19 protein-coding genes are annotated in these 20,425 nt (G+C 34.3%); 2 read left to right on the top strand and 17 right to left on the bottom strand.

Features of this window, described 5'->3' with window-relative positions:
* Positions 1-6: 6 nt before the first annotated feature.
* The 4 genes from PQ462_RS19870 to PQ462_RS19855 all read right to left on the bottom strand — a co-directional run bounded on the left by PQ462_RS19870 (position 7) and on the right by PQ462_RS19855 (position 4,447).
* Positions 7-225, bottom strand: a complete 219-nt coding sequence (locus PQ462_RS19870; protein ID WP_012022281.1) for a hypothetical protein — start codon at positions 223-225, stop codon at positions 7-9.
* A gap of 3 nt (positions 226-228) precedes the next feature.
* Complete coding sequence (locus PQ462_RS19865; RefSeq protein WP_121362820.1) at positions 229-1,695, bottom strand: glycoside hydrolase family 130 protein; 1,467 nt, start codon at positions 1,693-1,695, stop codon at positions 229-231.
* A 279-nt stretch (positions 1,696-1,974) separates the two neighbouring features.
* Positions 1,975-3,549, bottom strand: coding sequence for a Na+/H+ antiporter (locus tag PQ462_RS19860; RefSeq protein ID WP_274251285.1), 1,575 nt, complete (start codon positions 3,547-3,549; stop codon positions 1,975-1,977).
* Positions 3,550-3,553: 4 nt separating this feature from the next.
* Positions 3,554-4,447 carry a helix-turn-helix domain-containing protein gene (locus tag PQ462_RS19855; protein WP_274251284.1) on the bottom strand — a complete coding sequence of 298 codons (894 nt, stop codon included), beginning with the start codon at positions 4,445-4,447 and terminating at the stop codon, positions 3,554-3,556.
* A gap of 179 nt (positions 4,448-4,626) precedes the next feature.
* On the opposite strand from PQ462_RS19855, the gene PQ462_RS19850 reads away from it, so the two are divergent.
* Entirely contained in the window at positions 4,627-5,607 is a 981-nt protein-coding gene (locus PQ462_RS19850) for an aldo/keto reductase (RefSeq protein WP_274251283.1), read from the top strand.
* 72 nt (positions 5,608-5,679) lie between these two features.
* Here the strand turns inward: PQ462_RS19850 and PQ462_RS19845 are convergent, their stop codons facing one another.
* The 8 genes from PQ462_RS19845 to PQ462_RS19810 all read right to left on the bottom strand — a co-directional run bounded on the left by PQ462_RS19845 (position 5,680) and on the right by PQ462_RS19810 (position 13,154).
* The gene (locus PQ462_RS19845) at positions 5,680-6,225 is read right to left on the bottom strand and encodes a YceI family protein (protein ID WP_274251282.1); all 546 of its coding nucleotides are present in this window, start codon (positions 6,223-6,225) and stop codon (positions 5,680-5,682) included.
* Between the two features lie 11 nt (positions 6,226-6,236).
* Positions 6,237-6,587 carry a c-type cytochrome gene (locus PQ462_RS19840; RefSeq protein ID WP_274251281.1) on the bottom strand — a complete coding sequence of 117 codons (351 nt, stop codon included), beginning with the start codon at positions 6,585-6,587 and terminating at the stop codon, positions 6,237-6,239.
* 11 nt (positions 6,588-6,598) lie between these two features.
* Positions 6,599-7,441, bottom strand: coding sequence for a DUF5777 family beta-barrel protein (locus PQ462_RS19835; protein ID WP_274251280.1), 843 nt, complete (start codon positions 7,439-7,441; stop codon positions 6,599-6,601).
* A gap of 2 nt (positions 7,442-7,443) precedes the next feature.
* A complete protein-coding gene (locus tag PQ462_RS19830; protein ID WP_121360237.1) occupies positions 7,444-7,839 on the bottom strand; it encodes an OB-fold protein in 396 nt (131 codons plus the stop codon).
* Positions 7,840-7,947: 108 nt separating this feature from the next.
* A complete protein-coding gene (locus PQ462_RS19825; RefSeq protein WP_274251279.1) occupies positions 7,948-8,850 on the bottom strand; it encodes a COG4315 family predicted lipoprotein in 903 nt (300 codons plus the stop codon).
* 305 nt (positions 8,851-9,155) lie between these two features.
* A complete protein-coding gene (locus tag PQ462_RS19820) occupies positions 9,156-11,660 on the bottom strand; it encodes a TonB-dependent receptor (protein WP_274251278.1) in 2,505 nt (834 codons plus the stop codon).
* Between the two features lie 27 nt (positions 11,661-11,687).
* On the bottom strand, positions 11,688-12,587 hold the full coding sequence (locus tag PQ462_RS19815; RefSeq protein WP_274251277.1) for a FecR family protein: 900 nt from the start codon (positions 12,585-12,587) through the stop codon (positions 11,688-11,690).
* Between the two features lie 51 nt (positions 12,588-12,638).
* Positions 12,639-13,154 (bottom strand): RNA polymerase sigma factor, encoded by a 516-nt coding sequence (locus tag PQ462_RS19810; RefSeq protein ID WP_274251276.1) that lies wholly within the window; start codon positions 13,152-13,154, stop codon positions 12,639-12,641.
* 195 nt (positions 13,155-13,349) lie between these two features.
* Between PQ462_RS19810 and PQ462_RS19805 the strand changes: the two genes are divergently transcribed.
* Positions 13,350-14,372 (top strand): hypothetical protein, encoded by a 1,023-nt coding sequence (locus PQ462_RS19805; RefSeq protein ID WP_274251275.1) that lies wholly within the window; start codon positions 13,350-13,352, stop codon positions 14,370-14,372.
* A gap of 113 nt (positions 14,373-14,485) precedes the next feature.
* Here the strand turns inward: PQ462_RS19805 and map are convergent, their stop codons facing one another.
* From map to PQ462_RS19780, 5 genes are all read right to left on the bottom strand, one after another.
* Entirely contained in the window at positions 14,486-15,250 is a 765-nt protein-coding gene (gene map, locus PQ462_RS19800) for a type I methionyl aminopeptidase (protein ID WP_274251274.1), read from the bottom strand.
* Between the two features lie 51 nt (positions 15,251-15,301).
* Positions 15,302-15,844, bottom strand: a complete 543-nt coding sequence (locus tag PQ462_RS19795) for a dihydrofolate reductase family protein (RefSeq protein WP_274251273.1) — start codon at positions 15,842-15,844, stop codon at positions 15,302-15,304.
* A 163-nt stretch (positions 15,845-16,007) separates the two neighbouring features.
* Positions 16,008-16,850: a DUF4249 domain-containing protein gene (locus PQ462_RS19790; RefSeq protein WP_274251272.1), complete on the bottom strand. Its 843-nt coding sequence runs from the start codon at positions 16,848-16,850 to the stop codon at positions 16,008-16,010.
* A gap of 4 nt (positions 16,851-16,854) precedes the next feature.
* Positions 16,855-19,473 carry a TonB-dependent receptor gene (locus PQ462_RS19785; RefSeq protein ID WP_274251271.1) on the bottom strand — a complete coding sequence of 873 codons (2,619 nt, stop codon included), beginning with the start codon at positions 19,471-19,473 and terminating at the stop codon, positions 16,855-16,857.
* A gap of 100 nt (positions 19,474-19,573) precedes the next feature.
* Positions 19,574-20,416, bottom strand: a complete 843-nt coding sequence (locus PQ462_RS19780; protein ID WP_274251270.1) for a FecR family protein — start codon at positions 20,414-20,416, stop codon at positions 19,574-19,576.
* Between the last annotated feature and the right edge of the window lie 9 nt (positions 20,417-20,425).

The following is a 20,425-nucleotide window of genomic DNA, read 5'->3' as shown; positions in this document are numbered from 1 at the left end:
CAGTTTTTAAGCCATTATTTTTACACGAGACCCATCAGTATTACAAATTTGAATCTCAATAGTATTATTTTCTTTTAGTAAAGCATCTGCCTTATCTTCTGCCTCTTCAAGAGAAGCAAAAAAAGTTGGAGGAAAATCATTTATACCATCATACGAATATCTTGTTTTTCCATCAAGTTCCAGAATAATACCTGTTGCCTTTTCGCATAAAATAATTTGATACATCCTTTATTTACTTTTCTTCAAAGCATCCAATAATTCAACCATATCAACCACACCATAAGTCGAAGAATAATCAGAAACTGCATAAGGCAGGATTAGACTATTGTTGTGAATAATGGCTCCGCAGGAATACACAACATTTGGGACATAACCTTCTCGTTCATCTTCCAATGGAGAAAGTAAAGGTTCGCTAAGTCTTCCAATTTCTTTTGACGGATCATCAAGATCAAAAAGTGATGCACCAATGCAATAACGTCGCATTGTACCTACACCATGTGTAATAACAAGCCAGCCTTCTTCGGTCCAGAGCGGTGATCCGCAATTTCCTATTTGTGTGAGTTCCCAGGTGTAACGCGGCTGCTGCAATAAAACAGGAGTGTTCCATTGTGTAACTCTGTTGGAATACATAATGTAATTGTTTACACCGTCAATTCGGGCAAGCATGGCATATTTTCCTTTTATTTTTCTCGGAAATAAAGCCAGGTTTTTATTTTGAGCACCTTCTCCATGTAGAGGCATAACTCTAAAAGAATAAAAATCCTCAGTAGAAATTAATTTGGGCAATATCGCGTGACCATTATATGCCGTGTATGTAGCCATAATGCGAACAGAATCGTCGTCGTCTACAAAACGCACAAAACGGGCATCTTCAATTCCACGGCTTTCAGAATCTGATATTGGAAAAATGACACGTTCTGTAATATCAGAATCGTGTTTGAATTGTAAATCATAAAAAGAGTTGGCAAGCCAGAGTATTTCTTCGAGAGCAGTTCTTCTTTCCTGACGAATTGCAGGATCACTTAAAGCTGTTTTTAATGTGTTTTTTAAAATTGCAAATTCAAATTCCTCCGGCAGATCCTGCATAATCTGATCAATGTATTTGTCCTGCGTATGCATTTCAATGAGCTTGGTGAGAAATCGCTCTTTATTGAATAAAGTTTTATGTTCAATTTCGGCCTTATCAATATGATGACCAATTTTCATTATCTGAAGATTGTTGTCTCTGTCCAGAATTCCTCTTCTAAAAACAATAGAAGAAATATGTCCTTCACCAGTGGCGCGGAAAGAAATTATTACACGTTTCTCACCCGCTTCTAAACCAGACTGATCAAAATCTTCTACAATCGAAGGATTAAAAATAGCTGCTGATTCTATGGCATATTCCATTGTGCAATAAGAACCAATTAGCATTTTTCGATTAAGTGTCATGGCTTCATAATCAACCTGCATGGCTTCGATTATGGGTCTTATTCTTTCGCAGTGTCTAAAAAACACCGCCGAAATATTTCTGTGGCGTCTGGCAAATTCCCGAAGTGTTTGTTCTAAGGTTTCTGAAACTTGTTTTTCATCCAGCGTCATTATCCGAAGCACCATCTGCTGGGTTCTATCATAACCATTCATGAAATAACGGGCTACAACTCTTCTGGAATCTGGGGTAAATTTTATACTTTTTCGAACAACGGATACACGCATAGTTTTGGTTTTTAATTGCAATAAAATAATTATTTGATGCAAATTAGGTTTGGTGTATTATGACCTGTAATTTGCTGAGAAAAAATAGAATTAAACCTTTTTTATCGGCTTTGATATCCTGATATCTTTTCTATTTCTATAACAAGTTAACAATTTTGTTAAAGAAAAAGCTTAATTTTTTATTAAATTCTCCGCCTGTATTTGTTTCTTCACTTCCTGCTCAGCATAAAAGAGATAAACTTAATACAAAAGTCTTCCTCTCTTATCGCTGTAGTTTTTTTAAAGATATCGCAATTTTTCTTCTTCAATATCAAGGTAATACATTTGTCTGCGTATAATAGCTTCGTCTAAAGTTTTGTCTTCTTTATTTCTATTTAAAAGCCACTTTCTCTGCTGGTCTAATAAATCCCGATAAATATGTTTGAGTTCCTGACTTATGGATTCATCATCAATTCCTTTAATATGCTGTTCCCATTTTTGAATAAGATGCTGTAATGAAGTATTGTTTTCGGCATGATCTTGATAATTGGTTTTTAAGTAATGTAACGCAAATTCAGCCAATTCTTGTCGTATCTGGTGATGCGCTTCTTCGCGGGGAACAGGATCGTAGATATTGGGAAGTTTGATTTTTTTAATAAAATACGGAAGCGTCAATCCCTGAATCAATAAAGTTAAAAGAATAACGATAAAGGTGATAAACAAGATGAGGTTTCGCTGCGGAAATCCGTTGCCATTGTTCAGATAAACGGGAATAGATAATGCTGCTGCTAATGAAACAACACCGCGCATTCCCGTCCAGCCTAATATAAAAGGCGTTTTATATCCAGGATGTCTATTGTCTGCTACAGTAATAAAATTTCGGGCGATAAGTGTTACAATTACGGCACCGTAAGAAGATAAGAGCCTGCTTATAATTAAAACAACCGTAATCAAAACGCCATAACCAATTGCTGTTAAAAGCGTGGTTTCTTCCAGTCCTTTAGTAATTTGAGGTAAATCTAATCCAATCAGCATAAAGACCAATCCGTTTAGTATAAAACAGAGACTTTCCCAGACATTTACGCCTTGTATACGCGATCTGCTGTTCAAAAAACGGTGTCGGTTATTAGACAAAAGTAAACCGCAGCTTACTACAGCCAGTACTCCGGAACTATGAACTTCTTCGGCTGCGAGATAAATAATATAAGGCGTTAACAATGATAAAACAATATCGCTGTTGGCATCGGTTGGCAGATATTTATGTGCTTTCATAAACAGCCATCCTATTAATAAACCAATACCAGCGCCGCCCAAAACCATCCAGCTGAAACTTAATGCCGCTTTATAAAATATAAATTGTTCTGTTGCAACGGCAATCATGGCAAATCTGAAAATAATAAGGGAAGAGGCATCATTTAATAAACTCTCGCCTTCTAAAATCGACGACATGGTTTTGGGTACTTTGACAAATTTTAAAATTGCACCGGCACTTACAGCATCTGGAGGAGAAACAATTCCTCCTAAAACAAAACCTAATGCCAATGAAAAGCCGGGAATAAAATAATTTGCAACCAGCGCAACAGAAAGTGCTGAAACAAAAACAACGATAAAAGCAAAACTCGTTATAATGCGTCTCCAGCGCCACAATTCTTTCCATGAAATTGTCCAGGCAGCTTCATATAATAATGGCGGAAGAAAAATAAAGAAGATGAGCTCTGGTTCGATGTTGATTGAAGGTACACCCGGAATAAAACTGATTAACAATCCTGCAAGTATCAGAAGTACAGGATAAGCTACTTTTATTTTATTGGCCAGCATAATGAGCAGTAAAATAACAATTAACAGACCAAGGTAGAAGGGGAAGTTATCCAGCATTTTTTTAGTTTAGGTTTCTATATTCGATTGGTGTATAACCGGTATTCTTTTTAAACATGCGGTTAAAGTGCTGCGGATATTTAAATCCTAATTCAAAAGCAATCTGGCTGACTGATTTTTCGGCATCAAAAATTCGTTCTTTTGCCAGATTGATTAATTTTAACTGAATGTGTTCCTGAGCCGATTTCCCAGTTTCTTTTTTTATTAAATCTCCAAAATAATTAGGTGAAAGATGTAAAAGATCTGCAAAATATCCAACAGAAGGAAGTCCGGAATCTTGTGCATTTTGAGATTGGAAATAGTCATTTAAGCAGTTTTCAAATTTTGATAAAATATCAGAATTGATGTTTTCGCGGGTAATGAATTGTCTGTCATAAAAACGTACACAGTGATTTAAAAGCAGTTCTATAGTATTGCTGATAATGTTTTTGCTGTGTTTGTCAATAGACTGGCTTAACTCGTATTCTAATTTGTTGAATAAATCTTTTATAATTTCCTGTTCTTTTAAAGACAAATGAAGCGCTTCGTGCGAGTCATAAGAAAAGAACGAATATTGATTTATATTTTTAAACAAGGCAGTTCCTTTTATAAAATCAGGATGAAAAAGCAGTGTTAAACCTGTAGATTTATAATTATCGGTATTGCTTACTTCCAGAACCTGTCCGGGAGCAACAAAAACCATTGTGCCGTCATCGTAGTCATAATTATTACGGCCGTATTTTAATTCGCCGCAATTTCCGGCTTTTAAAAATATAGCATAAAAACCAAAATGCAGACGGGTATTATTGGGTAACGGATTACTGTTAGAATTATCAAAAATACTTATTAAAGGATGCTGAGTTCCAACACCTTTTAACTGATTGTATTGTGTAACGTGTTCAAGTTTTAGTTGGTCCATGATGTGCTTGTGAAATTTAGATACACAAATATACTATTCAGATTATTAATAACTTAGCATGATTATTCAAATCAGTAAAAATGGTAATAACAGCAGTAATATGTATTATATACAGCTGGTTTTATTACAAGAAATTTGTACTGTTAAAAATAACAATAAACTTTTATATAAATAAAATTATGGAAAAGAGAATATTAGGAACACAAGGATTAGAAGTTTCTGCATTAGGATTGGGCTGTATGGGATTGAGTTTCGCTTACGGTACAGCAGTAGATAAACAACACGGAATAAAAATAATCAGAGAAGCATACGAACAGGGAATTAATTTTTTTGATACTGCCGAAGCATACGGCATTGCCAACGAAGAGTTGGTAGGAGAGGCGGTGAGCCCGTTTAGAAAAGATGTTGTAATCGCGACTAAATTTGGTTTTAAAGGCGGACAGGCATTTAACGGACAAGACAGTCGTCCGGAAAATATCAGGGCTGTTGCCGAAGAATCTCTAAGACGTTTAAAAACGGATGTTATTGATTTATTTTATCAGCATAGAGTAGACCAAAATATTCCAATCGAAGATGTTGCCGGAACGGTTAAAGATCTTATACAGGAAGGAAAAGTAAAATATTTTGGTATGTCTGAAGCTGGTGCCGAAACTATTAGAAAAGCAAATGCTGTTTTACCAGTATCGGCTTTGCAAAGTGAATATTCTATTTGGTGGAGAGAACCAGAATTAGAAGTTTTGCCCGTGTTAGAAGAATTAGGAATTGGTTTTGTTCCGTTTAGTCCGCTTGGCAGAGGATTTTTAACAGGCGCTATTACCCAAAACACAAAATTTGAAAGTACAGATTTTAGAAATTCTCTTCCAAGATTTAGCGAAGAAAACAGATCTGCCAATCAAAAATTAGTTGATTTATTATCTGCTATTGCTTCTCAAAAACAAGCAACTCCTGCACAAATTGCTTTAGGATGGCTTTTGGCACAAAAACCTTGGATTGCACCAATTCCGGGAACCACAAAATCAAACCGATTAACAGAAAATATCGGCGGTGCTTCAATTAATTTATCGGCAGAAGATGTTAAAAAAATTGACGATGCTTTTGCTCAAACTACAATTCAGGGTGATAGATATCCTGCTCATATTCAGCAAACTGTTGGGAAATAAAGCTTAGATAAATTAAAAGTGCTGTATTTAAAAATGCAGCACTTTTAAATAATTAACCATAAACTAAAAAAACTACATTTTTGTAAGCGGAAGATTGAAACTCACTTTTATTTTTTCAGCGATTTTTTTGCTGACCAGTTTTGGAATTTCAATATCAAAATCTTCTGCTTTTACTTCAAAACTTCCGGTAATTGTAATCTTGTCATCTGATTTCTGGATTTTAGAATTAACGGTAATCTTTTTTGTTTTTCCGTGCAGAGTCAAATCTCCCGAAATCTTAACTGGTTTTGATGACGCTGAAAGTTTTGATACATCAAAATCTTCAATTTTTCCTTTAAATGAGGCTTTAGGAAATTTATCCGATTCGACATAATTTTCATTAAAATGCTCTTCCATTAAAGCCACTTTAAAACGAAATCCTTTCATGAGTGCTAAAACAGCAACGTCTCCCGTTCCTGAGTCTAAAATGGCTGATGTATTTTTGTTTTCTGCCGCCACTTCTTCAAAAGAATCTGCGGAAGCTTCAAACTTTAAATTCCCTGTTTTTGTTGCATATTTTTGTGCCGAAACTTGAAATAGTCCGGCAAACAAAAACAACAGTATAATATGTTTTTTCATTTCCTGTCGATTTAATTTTCTAATAATCCATCCGCATTCCATTGCAAAATGGTATTTATTTTATCCTGAGACATTCTTCCTGCTCTTGGCATTTGTCCCGGAGTTCCGTTTTGACGCTGAATTCGGTCTAATAAATCAGTGTTTAACATTGCGTCTCTAACCTGTGCATAAGTTTCCAACGGTTTCAATGTTCCGCCAGAAGCATGGCACGCGATGCAGTTTGCATCGATAATGGCTTTTGCGTTTGCGTTATAGGTTACTTTTCCAACTATTACCTCTGGTTCTTCCAGACTTTCGTACGTGTTAGATTCACAGCCGTATAAAGACAACAATATGCCAGATAAAAAGATATATTTTTTCATATTCTATACTTTTAAAAAACTCTATATAAATTAAACCCAAAGAAAAAATCGCCTTTTCCCCAGTCGCCCGTGGCATTTGTTAAATAACCGCTCTCGGTCATAGATTGCGAATTGGTAAAAATTAATTGAAAAATATGACCGCCGGTTTCTATATCCAATCCAACAGAAAGCGGATTATTGTAAAAATCCGGTTTATTAAAATTTTCTCCGTATTCCAGATTTAAAGAAAGTCTTTTGGTTAATTTTAATCTTCCTCCGGCACTTAACGTAAACTGATTGTCGTTTTCAGTATTCTGATTGTATAGATTTTTATGAATATAAGACGGCACAAGTTCGAGAGATAATTTATCAGAGAATTTTCTTGAAATTAAAAGCTGATTTACATACGTTAATCGGTCAGAAAACTCAATTTTAGGATAATCGTCTTTTTTCAATCCGCTGTTAATATCGATTGTATTATAACCCACAATGTCAAACGGAAATTGGTCGTTTTGTCTTGCCAGTCGATATTTAAGCGATGTTTCATAAATTTTTAAAAGTGTATGGCGCGATGCACTTACAGAAAGCCAGTCGGTTACACCATAAATTCCTCCAATTTTTGTCGTGGCATCATCAAAACCAAAAAACTCAGAAATACCGCCTTTTACAGAACCAAATCGGTGCGATATAACAATATACAGTTCTTTTTTGGCTGCCATTTTTGTTGACTGAAGTGTTATAATCTGCAGACCTTTAAAAGTGGCCGTCGCATTTTTATCTACAACCTGGGTTGAGTCCAGACTTGACAGTAAATCTTCCTGAGCATTGGCACATAAGCAGATTAAAAAGCTGGCTATTAAGAATATTTTTTTCATAATTAATTTTGTTGTGTACTGCATTGATCCAATTTTACGACTCCAAATAAATCATCATAACCAATACATCTTCCTTTTATATTAACTTGTTTTTTAATTAAATTTTGGTTTGATTTTTTATTCATTTTACAAAATACCTTTCCGTCAATTACCATTGAAGAATCAGTAACTTCTGTGGCTGTTCCTTCAATTTCAATTGTTTTATTTAAGTATTTTGAATCTGCCTGCGAAGAATTTTGCGCATATTGACTTTCTAAGTTTTGGGCAGAAATAGTAAGCATTGATTTTTCATTATCGATGTCTCTGGCATCTTTGTAAAGAATGTTTTGGTAGATATAGTAAGGGCCAAAACTTATTACCAGCAGTACTATCAAAATCGTGATTTTTCTTTTGTTCATGTCAATTTGGGATTTAAATTTTACAGCAGTGTGCCAGAATTTCTTATTAATAATTTCAAATCAGCCCGGTGAAAACCGGACTAATTTGAAAGAAACAGTTTTTGATTTTTAAATCGCCAGCGGAATATCTTTTACCGGAACCGGCCATACAGCAGGAGCAGGGAAACTAATTCCTTTATTAGCGCCTCTTAGACTTGCATCCTGTCCAAAGTAATACAAAGGCCAGCCGTTGTAAACCAATTGTGATTTACCAAATACGGTAATAACAGAGAATTTTGATTTATCAAGAATAGAAGGCACTACGATTTTGTCTGTCTCATATATTGGCCAGACTGCATTGTTTGAAAAATCTTCTTTAGTGAAGTTATTTTTCTTGAAATTATCATTTTTAAAAGTATACAATGTTAAACCTTTGGCATCTGTAAAATAAGTAGTCTGTCCGTCGCCAACAGTATAATCAGATTTGTAATTTTTACCGTCATGACCAACAAGCTGACTTCTTACGATCATAATAGAGTAATCTGGTTTTGCAATAAACCAAACACCGCCAATTCCGTCTCCATCAGTTTTACCAGCAGCTTCCGGTGTATTGGTAACGTTGCCATATCCGTCGTTTGCAGAACTAGGTGCATAGTAATATAAAGGCCATCCTTTGTAAGTAAGCTGTTTTTTTGAAGATGCATTAGTAATAGTTCCAAAATCAGATAATGTTAATCCTGCGCCTAATTTATCAGCTGTTAAATTATCTACATTAAATACAGGCCATACTGCTTCACATCCGCCTGTACAAGAAGATTGTCCTTTTGCATCTGTTGAGAAAAAATATAAAGATCTTCCGTCTTTGTCTACAAGATAAGAACCCAATGTAGTACTTGTTGCAAGCGTAACTTCTTTCTTAGTTTCCGGAGTTGGATCAGGATTAGTATTGTCACCAGAATTGTCACTGCTGCAGCTTAAAAAAAATGTTGTAACAGCAAGTGCTGCAGCGAATTTAAGTTGTTTTAATTTCATCGTCTTTAATTTTAGTTAAATTGAAATGGGTAAATAGGCTTTACAGAATTTATAAAGCGTTTGTTTAAAAAATGATTCATCAAAGAATTGTTCTTTACTGATGAGCATTTCGCAGCGCTACGAAGTGTCATGTAAAAGCTGTCCCTGCGGTGTTTTGTAAAATCTGCTGCGGTCATTTTAATTCTTTTGATAAGGTTCAATAGTAAAACAGCCTTGGTGCAGATAACCCTACCAAAAAATTAAAAATTTTAAGAAAAAAAATATAAAAGGAGTTCAGGCGATGAAAAAACCTTGCCTGAATAGAATTAAAATGAAACTCTAAAACTCAGATTTGGAGTTCTTTGCAAAGAAAAAGTTTCGACTTCTTCTATAGAATTTGTAAGCGAACTTATCCTGTAATATTCGCTGATTTCATTTTTTCTGTTGAGGATATTTAAAATAGAAATCCCCAATTTGTATTGGATTCCGTTATCAGTTTCCCATTTATAAGTAGATGAAAAATTGACCTGGGAAAAAATATGCAGATTGGTATTGTTAGGTTTATTGTAAACCAATGTGGGATTTGACGGGTCAATTTGAGAATTATCAGGAGAAGTTTTTGGCCTGCCCGAAGTCCACTTTGTTCCCAAAGCAATTTTAAAATTGTTTTTTTCATAAATTCCTGCCCACGATGCCGTATGCATTACCTCAAAATTGTTAGGAAAAACAGGGTATTCGTAATTAATAAAATGGTAATTATTATGATTATAGGTATAACTTAACCAGGTTAAAAAATGATTCATCTTTTTTTGCAGCAGCATTTCGGCTCCCCAGACTTCATAATCGCCGGTTGTTTTAACAAACTCCAGCTGGTTTTGAAACCCCTGGCTTGAAGTCGTAATTCCGGTTACTTTTTTATAGAAATTTTCGATATCAAACAGCCAGTCATTTTTTATGTATGATAAATTCAGAGACAGCTGTCTGCTTCTCTGAATAGGAATTGAACCATTATTGGAGATAATCCAGCGTCTTTTTTCTATTCCGAAATAATCTTTCTGCAGGTCAATAATCTGCTGGGAGTTCTGACTTTTTAATTCTCCAAGTAATTCTAAATTCAGGGTTTTATTAATGCCGTAACCAAACTGTACCCGCGGTTCCAGAATAAATTTCTCAAATTTTTCGATATAATTAATTCGGGTTCCGGCTTTAAAATAGGTTCGGGAAATTGTGTCATTGTATTTTCCTTCTAAAATTAAAGCATGTGTTCGCAGTACATCTTTTACTTTTCGATAAAAATCAGGATTTGTTACCTGCTCTAAATTTGTAATACCAATTTCATTAAACTGATAACCATCGCTAAAAGTAAATTTAGTGCTGAGAATATGATTGTTTTCTAAATTGATTCCGTTATTGTTTACCGAATTTTCCTGAATAACCCTTTGGCCTTCGCTGTTGGTCTGATTGCCCAGAAGTTCATAAGCCGAATTGTAAACGTTAATTTTAGTAGTGTTGAAATTGTTCCAATCTCGTTTCCATGACAAATTACCGCCATAATTCTGCTGGCGCAAAATACTGTTTTCAGATCGGTTTATGCTGTAAATAGTCGCGCTTTGCAAAACTTCCAGATTATCTTTAATGGTAATAAGGTCTAGTATTATCTGGTCTTTGTTTCCTATTTTTTGAACATACTTAAAGGTGGCATCATAAAAATCAAATTTTTTATCACTTTGATAATCGACATTCTGATTGTTCGAAAAATCGGTAATTGTCGTGTTTTGAAATACTTTATTAAAATATTCTTTGTACGTAGGAGTTTCAATAAAATCAGTAATAGATTTGCGTGCAGCAACTTCAATATAACTCTTTTTCGAAAGATTGTATTTCCCGTAAACATCAGCATTGATCATATTGAGTCCGGCGCTGAAAGAATTTTTTTCTGCCGTTTCTGGTGTAGAAGAAATGGCTACAACACTCGATACACTTTCTCCGTAAAAAGCAGAACTTCCGTTTTTGTAAATTGAAATGGTATGGGCCAGATTAGGATTGAAAGCAGATATTAAACCAAAAAAATGTCCCGTTTGAAACATTCTTATTCCATTCCATAAAAATAAATTCTGATCGTGCGTACCGCCGCGCACATTAATGCTCGATACACTTTCGTCGATACTATTTACACCCGGAATTTGCTGCATAGTCTGCAAGGCATCCGGTTCGATAAGTCCGGGCAGAATACCAAATTTCTTGGGCTTAATTTCAAAAGAACCATTTTTGTTTTTAGAAATTCCCGATGCCAGAATAGCATTTGTCTTAATTTCTTTAAGTTCTGTAATTTCGGGTTGTAATAGTATCTGCGGGCAGTTTTTTGAGTTGAAATTTATCGCCGCTATTTTTTGAGTTATATATCCAACATGGCTTATAGAAACTACTGCTTCTTTTTCTTCGTTACATTCAAAATAACCATTTGAATTGGTCGAAACCTGAGTGTGATTTGATACACTAATATTGGCATTTTCAATTGGTTTTTTATCCAATGCAGAAAAAATATATCCGCAGATTATTTGAGAAACATTATCTTTTTTATAAATATTGATAAATGTATTTCCAATATTCTCAAATGATAAATGCGTCTTTTCACTCAGATATTCCAGTTTTTTTTCTAATGAAAATGATTTTTTGGGCGGAATTAATTCAACTCCAGAAATGTTGTCTTCAGTATAATTGAAACTTACATGATGCTGTTTTTCAATATCAATTATTATTTTTTTAAAAGGCAAGACTTTTCCTTTGCCCTGAGCAAAACAATTCAGGGCAATGAAAAAGAGAAAAAACAAAAAATGAAATTGTTTGGGGAGCAACATTTATTTTTCGTCAAATATTATTTTATTTTTCGAGACTTGTTTCGCCTCTAAATGATATGTTGTACTAATAATCTGCAAAGCTGTATTTAAATCTTTAGCGGGTAATTTCCCTGTAAATAATGATGTTGTATCTTTTGTATTTAATTCGATCTTAATGTTATATTGTCTTTCAACTTCATCCAGAAGACTTCTGATATTTTCTTTATAAAACCCTATTTGATTCTCAATCCATTCCGGTTTTGATGTATTTACAGTCAGGTTAACCTGTTTCCCATTTTCAAAACTTACGCTTTGCCCGTGGGTTAATAAAATTTGAGTGTTGTTATAATTTACTTTTACACGTCCTTCATAACACACTACATCAAACCTGTTTTTTCTGGTTTTTACATTAAACTGGGTTCCTAAAACTGTTACTTTTCCAAGACGGGTTTCTACTTCAAATTTTCGGCCTTTGGCTACTCTAAAATAAGCTTCGCCTTTTAATTCTAAATGCCTGCTGTTGTCCCAGTTCCATTTTTTATACTGTATTTCAGAACCTGAATTCAATACTACTTCTGAATTATCCGGTAATGAAAAAGTGGTTCTTTTTCCAAAATCGGCTGTTTCAGTCTCAGGCACAAAAAACTGCATTACAAAAGTTACTGCCAATGCGAGAACAAATATTGCAGCGGCTCTAAAAGCCCATTTTTTGTATAGCGGCACAACTTTTGGAGCTGTTTTTTTCTGACTCAAAATATTCGACAGCATAGCGTTTTCATCAAGATCACCAACCTCTAAATGAGCTGTATAATTCTTGATTTTTTGATATTTTTCAAAATCCGGACTTGCCTCAAATGCTGCTAATTCATCCGGAGATAAATCATCGTTGAGCCATTTTGCCAATAAGCGATTTTTTTTCATTTTATCGTACTATTATAATTAAAACAATTAGAACTTATTTTACCCTACTTTTTATAAATCAATTTCTTTACGTAAGCTTAACAACGCAAGATGAATGCGCTTTTCTACCGCCTTTACGCTGATATTTAGCTCCGCGGCAATTTCACTGTATTTTTTTCCGTCAATTCGGTGCATCAAAAAAGCGGTGCGTTGTTTTTCGTTTAAGTTTTCGATGGCTTTTAAAAGTTTTGCCTGAAACTGTTTTTCTTCCAGAATATATTCCGGGCTTTCATTGGTTTTGTCTAAACCGGTGAAGTTTTTTTCGTATTTCAAAACCACTTTCTGATGCGCAATCTGATTAAGACTGCTGTTGTTTGCAATGGTATAGAGATATGATTTTGCTTTTTCAAGCGGCACCGAAGCACAATTCTGCCAGAGTTTTACAAATGCTTCCTGTGTTAGATCTTCTGCCTGTTCGATATTGCCAAACTTGTAAAGAAGAAAATTTCGAAGCGCTTTTGCATGGCTTTTAAAAAAGGACGAAAAGATTATTTCGTCACAAGTATCTGATTGGTTCTTAGTTGGCATTTATATTTGTGATTGGTACGATGCAAAAGTATTTGTTTTTAGTTTAAGTAGGGTAAACGCGGTGCTGATTGTTTTATAGAAACATCAGATGTTATTTTCTGTTATTATCGAGAATTAAAAATATGAAACAGAAGCCGTTGATGCCGAATTTATTAAAACCGTTTTTAATTTTATTACCTTTGTAAAAATATAAATATGCTTTCTTTTCAAAAATATTTATCAATAGCAGCCATTTTCCTGCTCTTGTTTTCCTGTCAGAACGAATCAGACGATCAGGACAATACGGCGCAGGGAACCATTACAAATGCTTCGCCTCTTACGTCTTACCTGCAAAGGGTTGCCATGGTGCAGACCGTGCAGGATAATTTAATCGACGGGTCTACTTATTGTACTATAAAATTTCCTTACACGGTTACGGTTAACAACACGCAGATTGCCATAAACAGTGCAGCCGATTATCAAAAAGTAATTGACAATATTAATGCAAGTAATTACGACGATGATATTGTAAAAATAGATTTTCCGGTAACGATGGTTTACTATAATTACATTGAAAAACTGATCCCGAACGAAGCTGATTTTGATACTTTAATTGATTACTGGAATCAATATCCTGATCTTCTTTCTAAAATTAACGGACTCAATATTAATTATCCAATCATTATCAATATTTACAACAGCGCTAATCAAATAGGAAGTTCTCAAACTATAATAAGCGATCAGGCGTTTTTTAATTTTATAAAAAACCTCAACGCCAGTCAGTACATTTCTTTAAAATATCCAATTTCGATAGTCGATTACCACGGACAGACGAAAGCGGTTAATACTAATTTAGATTTCGAAAATGCTATAAAATATGCGATTGATTACTGCCCAGAAAATAATATTGTAACACTTAATCTAAACGAAGTAATTACAAAAGGTTCCTGGCAGATTCCGTATTATTTTGCTGATTCTGATAAAACTTCGTCTTACAGCGGTTATTCATTTGTGTTTAAAAGCGACAATTCTGTTACAGCCACTAAAGCGGGAATTTCAGAAACAGGACAATGGGAAAGCACCGTACAAAATAATGTTAGGGAATTAAAACTGACTTTTAGTTCAGAGTTACTCAGCAAATTAAACAAGAGCTGGAAATTGTTTGAGTTTAATAATTCACAAATTCGATTGCGAGATGTAAATAACAGTACCAATTATCTTTATTTTGAAAAACAATAAAAAAAGTTTACAAATCATATAGAAATTAGATTAAATCTTATTTTTAAATTTTCAAAACATAAAAAAACTCCATTAGCAATAATGGAGTTTTTTTGTATTTGTATGTAATTTTTTTAATTCCAGATTCCGTTCATTTCTGTCAAGATGATTGGTTTTCCTTCTGTAACTATGATTGTATGTTCGTGCTGTGCCATAAAACCGCCTTTGTTTCCAACCATTGTCCAGCCGTCTTTTAGAGTTTCGGCAATTGTAGAAGTAGTAGAAATAAAAGTTTCGATAGCAACAACTGAGTTTTTCTTAAACCTTGTCAGGTTAAAACGATCTCTGTAATTGGCTATTTCGTGTGGTTCTTCATGCAGACCTCTTCCAATTCCGTGGCCGGTTAAATTCTTGATTACTTTGTAGCCTCTTTTTTTAGCTTCGGTTTCCATTATAAAACCAATATCAGAAATGCGAACGCCCCCTTTTATATTGTAAATGGCTTTATGCAGAATTTCTTTTGAGGCTTCAATTAATTTTTGATGCTGATTTACATCTTCACCAATAACAAACGAACCTCCGTTATCTGAAAAGAAACCGTTTAATTCTGCCGAAACATCGATATTGATTAAATCGCCTTCTTTTAAAATTCTTTTTTCTGAAGGAATGCCGTGGCAAAATTCTTTATTTACGCTGATGCAAGTCCATCCCGGAAAACCATACGTTACATAAGGTGCAGATTTTGCTCCTAAATCGTTTAGTATTTTTCCGCCGTATTCATCCAGTTCTTTTGTCGATATGCCGGGTTTTGCAAAATTTCTCATTTCTTTTAAAGCATAAGCAACTGCTTCGCTTGCCTTTTTCATTCCAATTAATTCTGCTTCTGTTGTTATTGACATGGTACTTTAATTTAAACTTCTGCTAAGATACAACTATTTTTATTTTCGGTTTTATTCCGGCTGATAAGTCAGCTCTACAACTCCTGATTTAAAAACTCGCGTATCCATTAGTTTCAGTCCAATACGTTTTGATAAGTTTTCAAATAAAGGTTTTCCGGAACCTAAAACAATGGGATGAACAGAGATTTTGTAAACATCGATAAGGTTTAAATTTATAAAGGTTTTGATAAGACTGGCACCGCCGTACAGCCAGATATCTTTGCCTTGCTGATTTTTTATTTCGTTTACTTTGGTAATTAGATCTGCGGTAATAAAAACAGCATTTTCATCATCTCTGTTTTGGCTCGAAAAAACAAATTTATTTTTAGAGTGAATTCCATTCCACATTTCTTTTTCTGCCAAATCAGCATTTTCATCTGGCTGATAATTTCCCCATTCGTCGTAGCTTATTCTTCCATAAAATATAGTGTCAATACTTTCTATAAAGGCTGGGAAATTCATGTCTTCATCCATTATGCACCAATCAACTTCTCCGTTTGGACCTTCAATAAATCCGTCTAATGTAACCGCAAGATTTAAAACTACTTTTTTCATTTGTTCACGTTTAATTTTAAAATATCTGAAGGTGAAATTCCGTATTTCTTTTTAAAAGTAAAAGAAAAGTGGGAGAGATCTTCAAAAACCGGATCGAGATAAAAAGACAAATCCCTTAAATATCGCATTTAAGGGATTTGTCTTTTATTGTCGAAAATTGGTTTTATTTTACCACATAATCAACTGCATCTGCTTCGCAAAGTCTAAAATAACCTAATGCAAAATTGCTGGCATCGGTTGTGTTTACAATGTTTCCTCTAATATTTCCGGGAGGCACAAGAAACGGATTTGCGCTTGAAGCTTCTAAAATTAGTTTCATATAATTGAAAAAGTTCTTAGAAACCCCTCGGTGCGTAATTTTTACAATACTTCCGGTTTTAATATCATCTTCGTGAGAATAACGGGTGCTTATTTCGTTTCCATTATAAAACTCATCATTTGTAATTTCGTATTCAGGATATATTAAGAAATCGCTTTTATAATCTGTTAAATAAAAATTGACCTGATCTGCAGGATCTGTATAATAAAAAGTAAGTTCAATAATGTCTTTTCCTCCAAAATCTGGAACTACTGCCTGCTCAACTTTGGTTATTGGTGTTACAGAAGTCAGTTTTTCAACTGCTGTAAAACTTTTTCCTTCAGCTTCAACAAACAACTTATAATCCATGTCGATTACGGGTACAAAATTAGTGCACACATATACGCCCGGCTCAGTTTCATTAAAAGTAAAAACGTCGCCGCTGCTGTTTTCAACTCTTACCTGAGCACCAGAAACTTTTGGTGTTGAACCGCTGTAATATGAAGCTGTTTTACTGATTTTTATGGTTTGTTCATTACCGCTGGTTCCTTTTTTCCAGATGATTTCGGCGTCGACTACTAATCTTGTTTCTCCGGTTTCTAAATCCAGAGTTACAACATCTTCACACGAAGTAAAAAATACAACAAACAGAAGACTCATTAATGCCAGTATTTTATTCATTTTAGTATATTTTTTTAATTTATTCATAGCATTAAAATTTAAAATTATAAGAAACTCCAGGTACAATTCCGAAGATTGATAACCTTCTTGTTTCATTTGCTCCAGTGTCTTCATTAGTTGTAAAACTCATCGAAGCAGCATTTTTTCTGTTGTAAATATTGTAAATGCTGAATACCCAATAGCTTTGCCATCCTTTCTTTTTATCTGGTCTTGGCGTATAAGTTGCTGCCACATCGAGGTGATGGAAAAGAGGCAGCCTGTTTTCGTTTCTTAAAGAATAATTTGGCACATGAATTCCCCCAAATTCATAATACCCATTTGCATACGTTACAGGCTGTCCTGACTGCAGCGTAAAATTCCCGTTGAAAGACCATTTTGGACTAAACTCATAACTTCCCACAACGCTTAAATTGTGCATTTTGTCATATCCTGATAAGTACCAGTCTCCGTTTGCAATTCCCGGTTCTTCGGCAGTTCTTCCCGGAGTTTTTTGTTCTGCTCTTGATAGAGTGTACGAAATCCAACCCGTAAAAATTCCAGTATTTTTTCTAAATAACAATTCCATACCATACGACCTGGCTTTACCGTTTAAGATAACTTGTTCGATATTATTGTTTGCCAAAATATCGGCCCCGTCAATATAGTCGATGCGGTTTTGAACGTTTTTGTAAAACAGCTCTCCTTCAAAAGAATAATCGTTGTCTTTAAAGTTTTTAAAATACCCTACAGCATACTGATCTAAAAGCTGAGGTTTGGTAAACGGCCCGCTTGGCGTCCAAATACTCATTGGCAGCGGCGATTGAGTATTTGATAAAATATGAATGTACTGCGCCATTCTGTTGTAACTAGCTTTTACAGAAGTATTGTCGTTAAAAGCATACGAAAGTGCCGCTCTTGGTTCGAAATTATCAAAACTGCTGATTTTTTTTCCTTTGCCGTAATATGTTGTTCCTGTGGGAGTTCCTTCTTCGTAAATTTTGTATAACGGATTGTATACAACACTTTGTCCGTTTTCATAAGTGCTGATTGCTTCAGAACCTAAACGATAAAACATGCTGTAACGAAGCCCGTATCGGAAATTTAATTTTTCAGTAATTTGATTTTCAAAATCCAGATAAGCAGAAGTTTCTAAAGCATATTTTTTATCAAGCTGTGTGTAATTAAACTGAGAATCGATACTTGTAGGCTGTACAGTACCAGGATTAAAATTATAATACAATCCGTCAATTCCGTAATTGATTTTGAATTTTTCTGATTTTTGATAATTCCATCCGTATTTAAGACCGTAATTTTGAATGTTGCTGTCCCATTCAAAGTTTTCCATAGAAAGTCCCAAATTGAATTTATAATCGCTGTAAAAAACAGAAAGATTATGATTTAAGCGATCAGAAAATTTGTGTTTCCAGCTTAAGATTCCCATTGTATTTCCGTATTTACTTGAGAAACGATCGTTGATGTCGAATATGTCATTTCCTAAATAACCAGAAAAAGTCAATGTATTATTAGCATTAAAACGGTAATTTAATTTAGCATTGAAATCATAAAACATAGCTGAGTTTTTATTGTCTGCCAGTTTTAAAAATAAATGTGCATAAGAAGTACGTCCGGATACGATAAAAGATCCTTTGTCTTTTTGTAAAGGTCCCTGAACCAAAAGACGACTTGAAATTACACCAATTCCCCCGTTTACTTTGTAATTTTCAAAATCTCCCGTTTGCTGTGTTACATCTAAAACAGAAGAAACACGTCCGCCAAATTTAGAAGGAATTCCTCCTTTATATAAGTCTAAACCATTTACGATATCGGCATTAAAAACAGAGAAAAAACCAAACATGTGCGAATCATTATAAACCGGAGCGCCGTCTAAAAGAATTAGATTCTGATCGGCAGCACCGCCTCGAACATTAAAACCTGACGAAGCTTCTCCTGCATTGGTAACTCCCGGCAGAGTAAGTATCGATTTTAAAGGATCTGGCTCACCCATTGCTGCAGGAATCCTTTTTATTTCCTGCATCGAAAGTCTGTTTACACTCATTTGAGTGGTTTTAATGTCAACAGCTTTATTACCGGTTACAATAACCTGTTCTAATTCCTGACTATCAGAGTCTATATTGAAATTGATCTTAGTGTCATCAGAAATTGTAATGCGTTTTTCGTGATTTTTAAACCCAACATAGCTGACTGCAACTGTATAGTTTCCGTTTGGGATTTCAATACTGAATTTTCCGTTTACATCCGTTACAGCGCCAACTTCTAATTCTTTAATATAAACATTGGCGCCAATAACGGGCTGTTTAGTATCATCAAAAATCTGACCTGTCAGCTTACTTTTTTTTTTGACAGTTTTAGCAGATTGTGATTTTTGTTTCACAAAAATATTATTGCCAACAATAGAAAATTGTACAGAGGCAGTTTTGTTTAATTCAGAGATAAGTTTCTCGATTTCGACCTGCTTATAAGTGCTTTTCTTTGTAAAATACTTTTGATTTGTATCTATCTGATCTGTAAAAGCAAATTTAAAATCGGTTTGATTTTCTATCTGCTTAAAAAATTCTTTTAAAGTTACATTTTGATCTACAGTTATTGTAACAGTCTGAGCAGACATACATAAACTGAATAAAAAAAAGCATGCTGAAATTATATGCTTCATGAAATTTTGTATTTTTGAATTATTAAATGGAATAACTTCCTGTTATTCCTGACTATAAAGGAGGATGTGTAGTTTCGCGGCTTGCATCCTTTTTCTTTTCTTATTGAAAAGTAATCTGTTTTAGATCTTCATTTATTTCAAAGTTTAGGTTATACATTTCTGATATTAATTGTACAATTATTTTTAAATCTTCTTTTCTGTTTATTCTAATAGTGATTTTCTGGTCTTTATATTCTTTAGGCAGTGTCACTTTATATCCGTAATTTTCTTCGATGTAAGTGCTTACAGCGGTTAGTTTTTCATTATCAAAATCTATAAATCGGCTGAATTCTGCTACTGATGCGGTTTGATTTCCGTAAGTAAATTTCTGTCCCGGTTTTAAAACCCAATTCTGATCCTGGCCTTTTACATTCATCTGCACACTTCCTTCAAACAATTCAACAGTTACTTCCTTTTTTTGAAATCCTTTTACTGTAAAAGAAGTTCCTAAAACGGTTGTGGTTGTTTCATTGCAAAAAACCTGAAACGGATGCTGTTTGTCTTTTTTTACCTGAAAATAAGCTTCACCCACAATTTCAATTTTTCTGTTTAATGCAAAGTTGTTTCCGTATGAAATTTTAGAATTTGGACTTAGTTCTACTTTTGAGCTGTCTGGCAGCACCACATGTTTTATTTTTAAAGTAGTATTTTCAATTACATTTTCAGAAAGTACAATTGCTCCTGCTGCTGAATCATTGGTAAAATAAATTCCTGTTCCAACAAGAACAAAAAGTAAAACCGCCGCGGCTGCATAATAGCGCCAAGGTTTAAACTTCTTTTTCTTTGGAGTAAAAGTTTTTGAATGGAATTTTTTCCACGAAGCTTCTTTCATTTTATCTGAATGCGAAGCCGGTGTTTCATTCCACAATTTTTCAAACTCTTCGTCTAATTTTTCTTTATCCATGACTTTGGG

The organism is Flavobacterium sp. KACC 22758, assembly GCF_028736135.1.
GTDB classification, from domain to species: Bacteria; Bacteroidota; Bacteroidia; order Flavobacteriales; family Flavobacteriaceae; genus Flavobacterium; species Flavobacterium johnsoniae.
Note: the sequence above shows the minus strand (reverse complement) of the source record. Positions and strands in the feature narration are given on the sequence as shown.